The organism is Paenibacillus sp. FSL R5-0908 (assembly GCF_038006245.1).
In the GTDB taxonomy this organism is placed as follows: domain Bacteria; phylum Bacillota; class Bacilli; order Paenibacillales; family Paenibacillaceae; genus Paenibacillus_AQ; species Paenibacillus_AQ odorifer.
On record NZ_JBBOUV010000001.1, the window covers coordinates 1,418,409 to 1,433,514 of the forward strand.

Consider the following 15,106-nt stretch of genomic DNA (forward strand, 5'->3'; position numbering starts at 1 on the left):
TTCAAAATTCCAGAAGGGGGGGAGATCATGCTTAAGTTTAAATTTGTTGCTGCAAAGCCTGTAGAAGCGGATCCTGACGGTCCTTCGTTATTGCCAGATTATAAGGTATACGAATTGACCTTGCTGCAGAGGATTCTGACCCTTACTGCAGGTGGACTGCTGATGTATGGAATTGGATATCTTTTTTATCATCATTGGCTGCTGTCGTTGCTGCTTATGCCGGGGGGAGCTTATGCCCCGCATATGCTGCGTAACTATCTACTGAAAAGACGTCGAAATGCACTGAATTTACAATTTAAGCAGACGTTATTTTCGCTGTCTTCCTCCCTTTCAGCTGGGCGTTCGGTGGAGAATGCATTCCGAGAGGCGGTTCAGGATTTACGTATGCTCGATCCGGAGGGAAGCAGTGATATGATTTCCGAGTTAAACATTATCTGTGCACGCATGGAATATGGACAGCCTGTGGAAGAAGCGCTGCGGAACTTTAGTGAAAGAGCGGGAATGGAGGACATCGAGCGATTCGCGGATGTGTTCTCGGTCTGTAAACGTACTGGTGGTGATCTTGTAGAAGTGGTGCGCCGTACATCAACGATTATCGGTGAGAAGCTGGATATTCAGCAGGATATTGCTGTAAGTATTGCTCAGAAGAAATTTGAGGCTAAGGCACTGCTGATATCTCCGCTGATCATGGTGATGTTTATGAGTTTGACGGCTGGAGATTATATGAAGCCAATGTATACAGGAGCGGGTATAGCCATATCGACATTAGCGCTTGTTGCTTTATTTCTATGTTATCTCTGGACTACTAAAATAATGGACATTCCACTGTGAAGGGGGTGAAATCATGCGCTGGCTATGTGCGGTGGTTACTGTTATTTTGCTCATAGTCTGGGTTCTACTGCGAATTCAATGTGGCAACAGATATGTCGCGTTACGCAGTCTTCCTATGGAAGGATTACGGCTTCGGAAGTTAGGCGAACCTTTATTACTGCTTATTGAGAAGAGTGGTATCGCCAGTCGGTTTCCCTCACTGTTGTTCAGAATTCAGCGTTCTCTACAGCGGAGTTATGGGATGCGTTATAGCGCAGAACGGACCCTGCTGTTCATGGGTGAGATGCTAAGTTACAGCTGGTTGTTGCTTGTAGGTGGAAGCTTGATTACAGCATTTAGTGGCGAACAGGCAGGTATGACATTGGGTGTATTTTTGGCAATTGCTCTACCAACCGCTATGGTCAGTGATCTGCACAAAAAAGTGAGAGTTAGGGAGCAGAATATTATGCTCGAATTGCCAGAGCTGCTGAACAGTATTGTGTTGTTGGTTGGCGCAGGAGAGACCGTGCAACGAGCTATTATTCGCTGTGTGGAAAGCCACCGGGGGGATACGAATCATCCTCTGTATAAGGAGCTAATGACTATGACTAGTGAATGGGAGGGCGGATATTCTTTCCAGCAGGCCTTTGAAAATTTCAGCAAGAGATGCGCTGTACAGGAGGTATCGGTATTCACAACGACAGTTTTGCTGAATTATCGCAGAGGTGGAGCGGATTTTGTGCTATCGCTACGTGATCTGTCACGGATGCTGTGGGATAAACGAAAGGCACTTAGCCGGACGCGCGGAGAGCAAGCATCCTCTAAATTAGTTTTTCCGATGGTAGTTATCTTTTTAATAGTAATTGTACTGGTGGGAACGCCAGCATTTTTGATGTTAAAAATGTAGGAGGCTGAAGCTGATGGTATCAACAATGTTGGACAGTATGAGTAACTTTTGGATAGACGAGGAAGGTTTAGGAACTTTGGAGATGATTTTGATTATTGCTGTGTTGATTGCGGTTGTTCTTTTGTTTAAGGACAAAATTCAAGAGGTAGTAGAAGCCTTAATTAAAACGGCGGGTGAAAAGAGCCAGGAAGTATTCGATTGAACAAGCTTAAGGGGGATCAAGGCAGCTTTACCATTGAAGCTTCACTTCTGTTGCCGATCGTCATGTTTATTACAATGCTTCTTTTGTTTTTTTGCTTGTATAGCTATCAGAAGTCCATCCTGTTGCAGGTGGCTTCAGGAGCTACTGAACGGGCGGCGTACAACTGGGACAACAGTCACAAAGAGGTCTCTGGTTCTTACATGGCTGGTGAGTATGACTCCCTTTATTGGAGAATTGGGGATGATGCCTTGCTAACCTCATTATTCGGTGGAGAAGCTGGCAGTGCTGGCGTGACAATAGAGTTGCCCGGTGAAGTATCAGAGAAGAGTGATTTGCCAGTGCTTAAACTGGGCCATTCGTCAACTATGATTCCCGACAATATGCCAGGAACTATGCGTTATACTCACAACCTTACAGGACGGAGAGTAAATGCTGAGTTAAATCGTCTGCTGAGCTTACCTGTGCTTGATAGTGTTCTAGCGGATGAGGCTAACCCAACTGTTAAAGCCCTGTCTATCATTGTCGAGCCTGTTGAGTTTATTCGCACGGTCGATTTGATGCGTTATTTTGGAGCTAAATTTAAAGGTGGCTCTGAGGGCAGTGAATCTGCAGTTTACATGGATAAGAAGGATGCTTCTGCTATGCTGACCAAGCTTCAGGATAAGTAAAATCTCTGCTCAAGGGAGGGGGTTTTAATGAAAAGTATAATTACGGGTTGTCCTGCTAAGGACAAAACAGAAGGCTCAGTTACAATTTTCCTAATCATGGTGCTGGCTTTCGTCTTTCTATTTACTGCTGTGCTGATTGATTATGCGCGAATCGCTGCGTTCAACGTTCAGGAGGAACGATTAGCGAGAGCCAGTGTCCGCTCTGTTATGTCTTCATATCATGTTGAATTGCGTGAGAGATACGGTTTATTTGCATTCGGTGATAGTGATGGTGATATGCTGCTGTCCAAAGTGCTCAATGAAAATTTGCATAAAAGTGGGCGGGGGGATACGTTCAATCTCTTACCCTTTGCACTGGAGTCCTCCTCTTTGGAATGGAGCCGGCCGCTGGGAAGTTATGATGTTTTTCGGCATCAAATACTGGAAGAAATGAAGTATAAGGCTCCGGTAGATTTCGCCTTGGAGCTGGCAGCTAAATTTAAGCCGTTGTCGTGCGTAATGGCAGAGGCCTCAAGAGCTACCGAATTACTTAGTAAGCTGCAACCTTTATATGATGAACGTGAAGAGAATTTGGATCTAATGATAGAGCGGAGAAGTCAGGCAGCGGAGAGTGGAAGAAGAGTGCTGCTATGGATTATGAATCCGCCCGGAGATTCTATCTTGGCCCATTCTCTCGGAAACATGCAAGCAGCCGCAGATATACCTGCACAGTATAGCGACTATCTTGGGAAATATTACGACGATCTGTATCGCGATAGTAAAAAGCCTGCAAAGTACACTTATCAGTTGGCGCTTTATCAGAGCCGAACTTCAGAGATGTTGTCGCGGCTCCCAGCCTTATTAACAACCTTTCGTGAAGAACATGGACATTCAATGGAGGAAGCGAAGGATGCATTAAACAAGGCGCAGCAATTGAATGACGAGATGAGAGATGTTTTGGCAACTTCCCGAATAAGTGGCGTAAATCTGGCAGACGATCCTGCTAAGGACTGGGATATTCCGGGAAATTCCGGGGAAATAAGCGCTGAGCCACTTAAAAAGCTGCATGAACAGGAGGATGCCTTAATCCTCTCTTCGGCTGACATTAGTAGTATGGAGAATAGTTTATTTAAGCAGCAAAGTGCGTACGAGTCTATTGAACCGACGGTAACAGGATTATCAGGAGTGTTGCATGAAGCTTTGGGAGTCAACGGCGATTCCTACCAAATGATTTCCTCTGTTCTAGGGGCTTCGCATGTAGTGGGCAACTATTATAAAAAATACGGTAAGAAGGGAAGTGTTATCGCTAGTGATTTGGCATTTCTTGAACAGCATCGCAGCTCAGATAAAGCACGTAAGCAAGTAGAGTGGGAAGCCAAATCCAAGCTGGGCGAGGTTAGAGCACTGCTGGACAAAATTAGGATGCTAGGTAGCGGAGCGGCAGCTTCTATGGAACGTTATCAAATCCTTCATCAATTTTATGAGGACAATGTTTCATTTAACAACGGGTTGGAGTCTCAATCCTCTGATAAATCTGGAATATCCTCAAATCCCTATGCTGCTGGAAGCTCGGCGATGAAGGATATTGACGGGATTTATGCAGCAATGAGTGGCATTATGGGGGGCGCTAGAGACAGGCTTTTTCAAACGGAGTATTCCGCTCTTTATTTTCAGCATTTTGATGTTTCAAAGTTAGCTAGTCTGGCACTGAATTCTCTGGAAGACACTAGTGAGCTCACAGATCAGCTTGATCCTCGCGCTCAGGAGCTGGAATACATTTTATACGGATTTCATAATCCCGCAGGGAATGTGGCTGCTGCCTATGCCGAAATATTCGCGATGAGGTTGTCCATTCGTACGATGGAAGGATTTATAGAGAAGGCAACCTTGGGAAATCCACTGGCTGTTCTAGCGGCGGCACTGTTGTATGGAATCCAGCATGCCATTCAGGATATGTTGCAGCTTTGTGAGAAGGATGCGATTCCTTTATCCAAATATGTGCCGGCACAGCTGACTTACCGTGATCATCTGCGACTGTTCATGATAATGCATGGAGGCGGGGAAGTGCAGCTATCGCGGATGCTGGCTCTGATTCAACTGAACACAGGAATAAATCCAGAGGAAAGAAACACCTATGTATCATCGGAAATTAAGCTCCAAATGCAGTTATGGTTTCTGCCAGGTGTAGTTAAAATGTTGAATTATACTTCTAGTTTTCCGGGAGATGTACAAGGGAATAAGTATCTGAGGGCAGTAAAAGCTGATTATTCTTATTAGCGGGAGGTTGGTAAGGAGATGGGGGATGGGCATGGAATCAGAGGGAAGGACAAGGAAGAAGGTAGCATGGTAGTAGAAGCGGCGATGGTTCTTCCGTTCTTCCTGTTATTCGTCCTGTTCCTGATTTCTATCATACAGATGACCTTGTATTCGACAGCTTTGCAAAGTACAGCATCAGACACTGTAAAGTCTCTTTCAACTCATATGTATCCTGCGGCTTTGGCGGTGCAGAAATGGGGAACATCAAGCGAAGTAAGTGATGATTCAGGAGGGGGTGACAGTGATCATTCTGCTGGCCTGAAATGGAATATTCCTCGCTTGTCACTTACTGATTGGGGCAATAGTTATGCTGAGTCTTTACCCAAGCCGTTAAATGAGTGGGTTATGTCAGCTTTAGAAAGTGGTGAGGGACCGTTGCAGAAGCTTCAGGCAGAGACTAGTGAAAGTGTACTTGATCTTGCGATCTTACCTTTATTGAAACCATACCTGACATCAGATTTACTGGATTATGAGCGAATTCATGTATCCAATGTTATGGTGCCGGAGCTAAAAGAGGGTACTCGTCCCTATCTTGGGCTAGTGGTTAGTTATAAGCTGCCGATGAAGGTCCCCTTTCTAAACCAAAGTATTGTATTAGAAGCAAGTGCTGTTGAACGTCTCTGGATCGGGGATACGGGAGAAGGCACAGCCAAGGAGGGGAACGGTACTGGCCAACCAGAAGAATTCATTGAAATCTTAGAAAAGCCGAACCCGGCTGTAGCGAATAAGCAAGGCAAGGTTCGTGCCAGAATACCGCCGAATGCTTCTGCCAGCTTGTCAGTCTTTTATAAGAGCGGGGGCAGTACTGCCAAATATTTAGGCTGGAAACAAGCGGATACAGATGGATATATCGAGTGGGAATGGAAAATTGGTGTAAATACCACACCGGGCTCGTGGCCGTTTGTTATACAACTGGATGACGGTAGATCTGTTGAGGTTATGTTTACAGTAGTGAAATGAAAGGGTGAAAAAAGGAGTGTAATGAATGGCAGAGTGGGCATTTTGGGGATGTCTACCGTTTTTAGCAGCGGCACTTATTACAGATTTAAAGTCGATGAGAATACCAAACTGGATCACCTTGTCAGGCTTGCTCACCGGTCTGCTTGCACAAGGAGTGATAAATAGCTGGCATGGACTGCTGAGGGCTTTCGGGGGAGCTGCTGTAGGATTTGCAGTCCTTCTGATCATGCATTTAATAGGGGCGGTTGGCGCGGGGGATGTTAAGCTTTTTGCTGGAATCGGCGCGTGGACAGGGATGTTTTTTACACTGCAAGTCGTGATGTACTCCGTACTATTTGGAGCTTTAATAGGCTGGCTAATTGTTTTAAAGAGACGGGAGGCGGTCAGTCGTTCGCGTAAGATCATCAGTAGAATTTCCGGATTTATTTTATGGAAAAGCCCGTTTCTATTAAAAAATAACGATAGTGAACTGTTGAAATTTCCCTTCATGCTGGCAGTAATCCCTGGTTCCATATGCGCTTATCTATACTTTTAGTTCGGGAGGTGATGTTTGTTGTTCGGATTAACCCGTGATTTTATACAACAGGATGGTATATATATGATCCTTGGTGAACCCGAAGGAATAGCTGCGGAGAAGCTTAATTTGATTCAGGCGCGCATGCTGATGAACACCGACATTCCTCATCATTTGAGGCTGCTACTTAGAGAAATAGATATGAAGGTTACTATGGAATACGCTGTTTTACGCAAAAAAATGCTTAGTCATCTACTCAAAGGAGAGAAGCTAAGTATGAACTCGTTTTTCGGGTTATTGCTGCAAATTGCCCAAGGCATGGAAGATGGCAGGTTATATATGCTGCGGGCGGAACAGTATGCTTTGCATGCAGATTACATTTTTATTGAAGGGTCGTTACAGAGCGGTAAAGTATACCTGACCTACATACCCATTCAGGAGAATAAGTCTAGTTCAAAGCTTGGTGAGTCACTCAAGTCGCTAATCATGGTGTTAATGGCATCTATCACAGAGCTTACTGGCAGTGGTGTGCAAAGGTTGCTGCAATATTGCAGTGAAGAGGGATTTACTCCAGCTGGCTTAAAGATTCTTTTATCAGAATTACTGACAGAAAGAGAGCCCGTTACACCAGAAAGACCGGTTCATGAATGTGTAAAGGAATATCTAGTGAAAGAGGCAGCTCTGCCATTAAGAAAAACATATGAGCACCGCGAAGCTAAGGAATTGGAGTTACAAGCGACTGCTACTCCTTGGATCAGCAGCTATCCTAATCTTAAGATAAAAGAGGAGGAGAGCGTGTCTCTAGGCTTGGAGGATGAGCAGGTAATGAATCCACAAGCCTCAAGCTCAAGAACCTATATAGCGTTAGGGTGTCTATTAGGCGATGCACTCCTGTGGAAGTTTCTATATTTGGATAGCCCAAAGCCGTTATGGCTTGCCGTCTGTGGAGTTGTGACGATTGTATTGGCTGTTTTAAGCTGGATGGTTTGGAGCGGAAGGCTGAAGGTTGGTAAAGAAGATGAGGATAGTCTGAGTGAGGATTCTGAAGATACTAACTGTAATCCGAGTCGAAAAGAATTGGAGTGGAATTTTGGCAGGAACCCTGTGGCTTCTATGCGTCCTCCAGCAACAATTCCAAAGGTAACTCCGCAATCCTCAGATTCAGCAGCTAACGTTCCGGCAACCCGTCATGAATCACTAGCAGAGGAACATTGTTCTGTTAAAGCACCAGAAGCCATAGCACCAACAACTTTATTATCACGGGAGAAAACGCCTGAGCAAGGACGACAAATCGAAAAGCTGGATCCGAGTCTTCCTTATCTCCAAAGAAGCGGTGAGGAGGGTGAAGAGGTGGAAATGATCGAGTTAAATCGAACTAGCTTCATTATCGGCCGATCGGCAGAGGTGGCTCAATATGTGGAAAGATCAGAAGGAGCCTCTAGAGTACACGCTGAGATATCTAGAAGCACCAGCGGATATATTCTGAAGGATCTTGACTCCAGAAATGGAACGCTTTTTCAAGGTGAAGCCATGGTCCCGTATAAAGAGTATCCACTAACAGAGGGGACCACATTTAAAATTATAAAAGGAAGCTACACATTCCATACAGTATGAAGGTGAGTTCTAACGATGAATGTGGCTCTACAATTTTTGTTTTTTCAAATCTTCTAAAGCGACTTGAAGTGTAGGGAAGGTAAAGTCAAAGCCATGATTTAATGCCGCTGCGGGCAGGACGCGCTGACCTTTGAGTAAGATTTCGGATAATTCTCCGACTGCTGTTTTTAACAGGAAGGCTAGCAAAGGGAACCAGTGCGGCCGTTTGTAGACTTTGCCAATCGTTCTGCCGAACTCTTCGTTCGTTACCGGATGTGGAGCAGTCGCATTAACAGGTCCGTTAATCGTGGGATTTTGCGTACAGAAATCAATTAGACGGACGATATCCGTCAGATGAATCCAAGAGACCCACTGCTTTCCGGAGCCAATGTTACCGCCAAAACCTAATAAATAAGGAAGCTTCATTTTGGGGAATGCTCCGCTCTCATTGCCGAGCACAACTCCGGTACGCAGCTTGACCACGCGGATACCATGGTAGGTTTCATCTGAAGCCTCTTCCCATGTCTTAACTACTTCTGAAGGGAAATCCATGACCTGGGCTGGTGAGGACTCACTAAAAGTATCCTCTAAAGAGGTACCGTAAATCGCCACGGCGGAAGCCTGAATGATTACGGAAGGCTTTTGCTTCATTTGATCTACTAACTTAGCTGCTGCGGAAACGGTTGCAAGTCGGGACTGCATAATCGCTTTTTTGCCACTTGGACTCCAGCGCTGGCTAAGGGAAGCTCCGGCGAGATTAATTAGGGCAGCTGCATTTTCCACTGGAGCGGGATTAGAACTTAGACTGTCCCAGGTGTGGTAACTCAGCTTATGATGAATTGTTGTTGCGTCTTTTGGTAAATTCCGACCTACAATAGCAACTTCATTACCTGCTTGCAACCAGTATTTTGCTAGTTCGCTACCTATAAAACCGGTGCCGCCACATATCACATATTTCAAAGGAGGGCCTCCGTTCTAAATCGTACAATTTATTAAAAATTACTTAAACAAATGCTGGTAAGCAGAGTAATCGATTTTATTCTTTTCAAGAAAATTGACAAGAAAACGGTTATCGCGCCGGGGTGTGGCAACTATGTAACCTTTAATGCAGTGATCGCGAGTAACTTCTTTTGCATTGCTCTCGACGGCGATCTTTCCGATCTCGGCAGCAATAGAATGCTTCGCAATATCACGAAATGGCCCAGGTACAGGTTGAACAAGCTGGTCCAAAAAGGCTTTTGTTTCGTCACTCCAGAGCGGGCGGCTGCGTTCCACCCAGTAATTTTGCCAGTCTAGCTTTGACTTTCCATCAGCTTTGGGCAGGACCTTTAGGAATTTGCGGAACATAAAAAAACCGCCGATACACATGGAACCAAGCAGCATAAATGTCCAGAAAGCGATAGAGTTCATAAACCAATTGCTCGGTGTGGATAATAAACCAAGTCCTGATTGGATAAACATGCATACACCACCTTTTGGCAATGAGGATTCTCACACGAATTATTCTCATATTAAAGTATAGCTTATTTCCAAAGTTTTGCGAAGCAGAACCCGGCATATTGGCCTCGTCTAGATTTATTTTTCCGATCACGGTAGAATAGGGGTTAATTCGTGAAGGAAAGAGGGAAGAAGTATGCTGAAAATAGGTTCACACGTGTCTTGCTCGGACAAGGGTCTTTTGACCGCAGCAAATGAAGCAAATGAGTATGGTTCCAGCTCGTTTATGATATATACAGGAGCGCCGCAGAATACGCGCCGCAAGCCGATTGATGCCATGTATCCCAACGAAGGGAAGCAAGTTATGAAAGAGAATGGTGTAGAGGAGATTGTTGTCCATGCACCGTACATTATTAATCTCGCTTCCTATAAAGAGAATACGTACCAACTGGCTGTTGATTTCCTGCAAGAGGAAATTCGCCGTACCCATGCACTTGAGGTCAAGCATATTGTATTACATCCAGGTGCGTTCACTGATAAAGATGCTGAATATGGTATTCAGCGGATTGCAGATGGCCTGAATGAGGTGCTTGGAGGCACGAACGAAACGGAAGTGCATATCGCTTTAGAAACTATGGCTGGTAAGGGAACAGAGATCGGCCGCAGTTTTGAAGAAATCGCTTCTATTATTGCTAAGGTCGAACATAACGAACGTCTATCGGTCTGTCTTGATACTTGCCACATTCATGATGCTGGCTATGATATCGTTAATGATTTGGACGGTGTTCTCAACAAATTTGATGAGACTATCGGATTGAACCGTCTTGGTGTAATCCACATTAATGACAGTAAAAATCCATGTGGCGCTCGCAAAGACCGTCACACTCCAATTGGCTCGGGTTGGATTGGCTTTGATACGATTAACAAAATCGTACACCATGAAAAGCTGGAGGGTCTGCCTTTCATTCTGGAGACCCCATGGATTGGTAAAGATGCTAAGACACAACGTCCGATGTATGAGGTAGAGATCGCTTTGCTGCGTGGTAACGTAGCGGAACGCTTTGGACCGGAGTTCGTGCAGGATGTTGAGACATTACGTGAATTTTTTGCCAAACAGGAAATCGATTCCCGTCAATATGTACTAAATGTCTGGGAGTTACTGAAAAATGATGCCAAAGCTAAAAAAGCTGATCCACGTGAACCGCTAGAGCGTCTATACGATGAAGTTGTCGCTGCTCAGCTGTTCCCGCAACTAAGCGAGGAAGCTATTAATCATCGCTTGATTGCTTGGTTAGCAGGCAAATAAGTGCTCATGAACGCTTAAGTATACTTCAGATTGTGTATGTAGATGAGAGGATGGGAAGAGGGTCATGGAATTACACGTAAAGAGAAACAATTCGTCGGGTGTCGAGCATTATTCCAACCGGGCACGTATGCTTATTTCCTGCCCTGACGGACCGGGAATTGTGGCGGCTGTCTCACACTTTCTGTATCAGCATGGCGCAAATATTGTGCAGTCGGATCAGTATACGATGGATCCAGATGGTGGAATGTTCTTTATGAGAGTCGAGTTTGATCTACCTGAATTAGGCGATCGTCTGGAAGAGATTCGCTCTCAATTTGGCGGAGTGGCGGAGCGTTTTAAGATGGACTGGAAGATCTTTAATGTTCGTCATAAGAAGAAACTTGCCATATTTGTCTCTAAAGAAGACCATTGTCTTGTTGAACTGCTCTGGCAGTGGCAAGCAGGCGATCTCGATGCCGATATTGCCCTCGTCGTTAGTAACCATTTGGATATGAAATCTTATGTCGAGTCATTTGGCATTCCATTTCATCATATTCCAGTCACAGCGGATACTAAGGCTGAAGCAGAAAAACGCCAGTTAGAGGTCATCGGAGACGATATCGATGTGATTATATTGGCACGGTATATGCAAATTATCTCGCCGTCCTTTATTGAGCATTACCGCCATCAGATTATTAATATTCACCACTCTTTCCTGCCTGCCTTTATTGGCGGCAACCCATATGCCCAAGCGTACCAACGCGGAGTGAAAATTATCGGGGCAACCGCTCATTATGTTACTGAAGAACTAGACGGTGGACCGATTATTGAACAGGATGTGCAGCGGGTTAGTCACAGTGATGATGTTATTGAGCTGAAACGGATTGGACGTACCATTGAACGTGTTGTTCTGGCTCGTGCGGTGAAATGGCATATCGAGGACCGGATTCTCGTCCATCAGAACAAAACTGTAGTATTTAAATAAAGGTTATTCTCCGGTGAAAGGAGCGGTTATGCCCAAGAGCTTTCACCGGAAACCTTTAATTTAATAGTTCACTAAATCTCTATCAGGTAAAAAAGCATTTTACCAGCAGCTTGGCTATTTATGCCAAGGTGCTTTTTGTCGTTCTCAAAAATCATGTAGTTAAGGAGGTGGAAGGTTTGGCGTTACAGCGGGGACGTTTGTTAAAACGTAATTATTTCTTCGCAAGTCTTATTTTGATTACTGGATTCGGGGGATTGCTAGGTTATGATCTCTATTTCAAGCCCTACGTGCTTTCCCAAACCGTGGTCAAAGTTAAGGTGGGAGCTGGAGAATCTCTACCTAAAAATTATGAGCTGAAAGCAAGTGATTTGTATCTGGATTCTGTTCAGACCAAGGACATACCCTCTGGTGTAATCACGCAAATCGCACAAGTGGAGCATAAAATTACGAATGTGAATCTGACTAACGGTAGTATTTTGACAGCATCACTGGTGGATATTAGTGATTTAGAGCCTTTGCAGGATGAAGGTATATTTCCTATTCCGAAGGAGGCCATCTATGCGATCAATGGTTCGTTGCGAAGCCGGGATAAGGTAGACATTTATCTTGTAGAAGGTGAACGAGAGAAGCAGCGAGAGGTGCTCGGTTCAAATACAGGCAAAAAAGAAAACGAGGAACAGGTGAAAGAACAAAGCTTGCTTAGCGATCCTACTAAAGAGATCTTCTTATCTGGAGTTACCGTGAACTATGTGCGAACAGAAGACAATAATGATGTGCAGGATTCTGAGAGAGGTAACAACAATAACCGGTTCACATCTACTGGCAAGGTGGCGACACCAGAATTGAAGCTGAAGAAAAGTGAGGGTCAAAGGCTAGGGCAATTTCTGGAGCAGGGCAAAAAGCTGTGGATCGTACGGGTAGAGTAGGGGGAGATTGCCTTGAAAATATTTAGTCTCGGCATAGATCAGTTAACGATTAATGATATCAAAAACTCGGGATTTAATGTAATTACACAAAACGTGTATCCCGATCCGGCGCATACCGAAGGTCATATGTTAATGGTTACTAGTGACCAGGTACCTGTTCAAGCGCTTAGCGAGCTGCGACACAAATATCCAAGCTCTATGATCCTGTATTTATATCTGCAAAAGGGAATTCGTGGCTATCAAGCTGTGCATATGTTATGTGAAAGCTTAGGGGTATATTTTATTCCTCCTCGTTCTACCTCGTCAGCAGTGATAGAGAAGATTCGTTTTATCCTGGAAGAGGATGGCGAGGAACGGAGCAATTTGGTTGGCTTTTTTGGCTCAGGTCCAGGCATTGGTTGCACAAGTGTGGCGAAGCTGTTCGCAAGACGAATTGCTGCGGCAGGTCTACGTGTTCTTGTACTTGGTTTGGATTTATATGATCCCGGGTATGACCGCAAAGCGACGATCAGTCTAGACAAACTGCGCCCCAAGCTTACAGGGAAGATGATTCATGATGAAGATTTCGAACAATTGATTAGACAGGATGGCTATTTGTATCTACCGGGAAATTACGACTACTTAAGTGTTCAGGATTATCTGGAGGAGGAGATCGAATATTTCTTGGCTAGAGCTGGAGCAAATGCGGATGTGGTTATTGCTGATTTCGGTTCAATTCCCGAGAGTGCTGCGTGGTATGTCGGTATGCAAAAGTCGTTGTTACGCATGATTGTCACTCATCCTAAACATGAATACAGATTAGAACCTCTACTCGAGCTTGCGGGGCATATAGATCTGCATCCACATGATTTCCAGCTGATCATTAACCGCAATAATGTGGAGGAAATATCTTCGTCCAAAAATATGGCCCTTAGATTTGGCACTGAAATCTTGCTGGAGCTACCGTATTACCAGCCCTTGCAGGAAAGCTTGCCTCTAGGCAAAAAAGAACTGCAGCATGTGGATGATAAGGTACATTCTCTATTGGTGTCGATGGGATTAGCGCCAGAGGCCAAAAAGAAAGGGATATTTCTATGATTGAAACTCTCGCGAGTTGTCCACTCTTTTCTCTAAAACAAAGCGTGTTAAGCACTAGCAAACCGGGCAAGGAAGATTTTTATGCTTTTTTACAAAAAATGAAGACCGAGATGAACGAAGGGCTAGAACGTGAGGATGACGCTTACTACGAGCTAAATGCAAAGGCATTAATTGGCGATCCGCAGGCAGTTAGCTTTTTTATGAATGAAATTGAGAAGTACTTACGAAAAACACCTTTTACTGGAAAGGTTCCAGAAGCGTACCGAACGGCGGCAGAGGCGCTGTATCACGAGTGGAAGGGTTTTGGACCAGCGTATCGTTGGTTTACGGATCGTGCATACAGCGAGTCAACCGGATTACAAATGATTGGGAAGCAAATTTTTTATAACCATAAAGGTGAGTTTATAGCTTATCCGTATGAGATGCCTTCACTGGATCGGGTCGAGCAGCTGAAGCGTTCCTTGCTAAAAAGTGATCCCAATAAAAAGCTGAACAAGGATAATCCTTCGGTGGAGTTCAAAATGGATGATCCGCTTTGGCCAGGTAGATTTATTCGGCTTGCGATTTGGGTATCACCTAGGGTCTGGGAGGGTTTTACTACGATATCACTGCGGCGACAGGTTGTGGAATTTCTGGATTTGGAGGATCAAGCGGGTACGGAATGTATCCCTGTGGAGGCGGTTGAGTTCATTCGGGCGTTATCGTCCACGTTTCGCAATACCATTATTGCGGGTGCTGTAGGGTCAGGGAAAACAACCTTTGCCAATACGATCGTTGGTGAGCAACTGCTTGGCTCTTCCTCCTGCATGGGAGTAGTGATGATAGAAAAACATCCGGAATCCATTTTACCGTATCAGATTAAAGGCCATCGGATTATTCCAATTCAAGCTGCGAATGAGGAACTGATGGAGGTGGGAGTAGAGTCGCTGCGGCATGACCCGAATATTTTGTATATGACAGAAATGCGTTATAACGAGTGGGAATTTTATTTATGGAGTGGGGAAAAAGGATACGACGGGATCACCGGAACCTTCCACACCGTGGACTCGGAGGACATTCCTTATCAAGGTGCGTTTGCTGTATCCACAAGAATTGGCGGCAGTCTAAAGGGGCATTTGATCTCTGCGCTGAAATCATGCGAGCTAGTGTTTATTTTGGAGAGTGTTCCGAACGGGAAGAAGCGGCTGGCGCGAATATCAGAAATCTTTTACGAAGAGGATAGAAATTCAGTGTTTGCTAATGATCTTATGCGCTGGGAGCCGCAGGAAATGTGTTGGTCTTACAATGACAAGCTGACGAAAAATCTGATGCTGAAAATGACTAAGAAAAATGCGCAGGCTACGCAGATTGTCCAAAAAGAGCTGGGACGACTTGCTTCAACAAAGCCGATGGATCAGCCGCTTAAAGAAAGCTTGAAATCTAAGATAGTACTTAATGAGTGAGGAGG

At 44.8% G+C, this 15,106-nt stretch carries 15 protein-coding genes; 13 read left to right on the forward strand and 2 right to left on the reverse strand.

All coding sequences use genetic code 11. The features are described 5' to 3' along the window. Positions 1-27 precede the first annotated feature (27 nt). Genes MKZ09_RS06370 through MKZ09_RS06405 form a run of 8 tightly spaced genes read left to right on the forward strand, consistent with a single transcriptional unit; the run spans position 28 to position 7,970 of the window. Positions 28-831 (forward strand): type II secretion system F family protein, encoded by an 804-nt coding sequence (locus MKZ09_RS06370; protein WP_076206510.1) that lies wholly within the window; start codon positions 28-30, stop codon positions 829-831. 10 nt (positions 832-841) lie between these two features. Then, positions 842-1,717 (forward strand): type II secretion system F family protein, encoded by an 876-nt coding sequence (locus MKZ09_RS06375; protein ID WP_076206512.1) that lies wholly within the window; start codon positions 842-844, stop codon positions 1,715-1,717. A 13-nt stretch (positions 1,718-1,730) separates the two neighbouring features. Continuing rightward, on the forward strand, positions 1,731-1,919 hold the full coding sequence (locus MKZ09_RS06380) for a Flp1 family type IVb pilin (protein ID WP_076206517.1): 189 nt from the start codon (positions 1,731-1,733) through the stop codon (positions 1,917-1,919). Further along, positions 1,916-2,587 (forward strand): TadE family protein, encoded by a 672-nt coding sequence (locus MKZ09_RS06385; protein ID WP_256719246.1) that lies wholly within the window; start codon positions 1,916-1,918, stop codon positions 2,585-2,587. The genes MKZ09_RS06380 and MKZ09_RS06385 overlap by 4 nt, the downstream gene beginning before the upstream one ends. Positions 2,588-2,614: 27 nt before the next feature. Further along, the gene (locus tag MKZ09_RS06390; RefSeq protein WP_076206519.1) at positions 2,615-4,843 is read left to right on the forward strand and encodes a hypothetical protein; all 2,229 of its coding nucleotides are present in this window, start codon (positions 2,615-2,617) and stop codon (positions 4,841-4,843) included. An 18-nt stretch (positions 4,844-4,861) separates the two neighbouring features. Then, positions 4,862-5,842: a TadE/TadG family type IV pilus assembly protein gene (locus MKZ09_RS06395; protein WP_076206521.1), complete on the forward strand. Its 981-nt coding sequence runs from the start codon at positions 4,862-4,864 to the stop codon at positions 5,840-5,842. A 25-nt stretch (positions 5,843-5,867) separates the two neighbouring features. Further along, positions 5,868-6,377 (forward strand): A24 family peptidase, encoded by a 510-nt coding sequence (locus MKZ09_RS06400; RefSeq protein WP_076137586.1) that lies wholly within the window; start codon positions 5,868-5,870, stop codon positions 6,375-6,377. 18 nt (positions 6,378-6,395) lie between these two features. Further along, positions 6,396-7,970 carry a DUF6382 domain-containing protein gene (locus MKZ09_RS06405; protein WP_076137584.1) on the forward strand — a complete coding sequence of 525 codons (1,575 nt, stop codon included), beginning with the start codon at positions 6,396-6,398 and terminating at the stop codon, positions 7,968-7,970. A 27-nt stretch (positions 7,971-7,997) separates the two neighbouring features. Here the strand turns inward: MKZ09_RS06405 and MKZ09_RS06410 are convergent, their stop codons facing one another. Both MKZ09_RS06410 and MKZ09_RS06415 read right to left on the reverse strand, forming a co-directional pair. Continuing rightward, complete coding sequence (locus MKZ09_RS06410; protein ID WP_305953779.1) at positions 7,998-8,900, reverse strand: TIGR01777 family oxidoreductase; 903 nt, start codon at positions 8,898-8,900, stop codon at positions 7,998-8,000. Positions 8,901-8,948: 48 nt separating this feature from the next. Beyond that, complete coding sequence (locus MKZ09_RS06415; RefSeq protein WP_036681700.1) at positions 8,949-9,410, reverse strand: DUF2621 domain-containing protein; 462 nt, start codon at positions 9,408-9,410, stop codon at positions 8,949-8,951. Between the two features lie 172 nt (positions 9,411-9,582). Here MKZ09_RS06415 and MKZ09_RS06420 point away from each other — a divergent pair, with 172 nt between their 5' ends. The 5 genes from MKZ09_RS06420 (at position 9,583) to MKZ09_RS06440 (ending at position 15,101) form a co-directional block, all read left to right on the forward strand. Continuing rightward, entirely contained in the window at positions 9,583-10,692 is a 1,110-nt protein-coding gene (locus tag MKZ09_RS06420; protein ID WP_076206523.1) for a deoxyribonuclease IV, read from the forward strand. A gap of 64 nt (positions 10,693-10,756) precedes the next feature. Beyond that, positions 10,757-11,656, forward strand: a complete 900-nt coding sequence (purU, locus tag MKZ09_RS06425; RefSeq protein WP_036681703.1) for a formyltetrahydrofolate deformylase — start codon at positions 10,757-10,759, stop codon at positions 11,654-11,656. Between the two features lie 176 nt (positions 11,657-11,832). Next, positions 11,833-12,582 carry an SAF domain-containing protein gene (locus MKZ09_RS06430; RefSeq protein ID WP_076206533.1) on the forward strand — a complete coding sequence of 250 codons (750 nt, stop codon included), beginning with the start codon at positions 11,833-11,835 and terminating at the stop codon, positions 12,580-12,582. Positions 12,583-12,594: 12 nt separating this feature from the next. Beyond that, positions 12,595-13,659 (forward strand): hypothetical protein, encoded by a 1,065-nt coding sequence (locus MKZ09_RS06435; protein WP_076206535.1) that lies wholly within the window; start codon positions 12,595-12,597, stop codon positions 13,657-13,659. Then, the gene (locus MKZ09_RS06440) at positions 13,656-15,101 is read left to right on the forward strand and encodes an ATPase, T2SS/T4P/T4SS family (RefSeq protein ID WP_076206538.1); all 1,446 of its coding nucleotides are present in this window, start codon (positions 13,656-13,658) and stop codon (positions 15,099-15,101) included. The genes MKZ09_RS06435 and MKZ09_RS06440 overlap by 4 nt, the downstream gene beginning before the upstream one ends. The last annotated feature ends 5 nt before the right edge of the window (positions 15,102-15,106 follow it).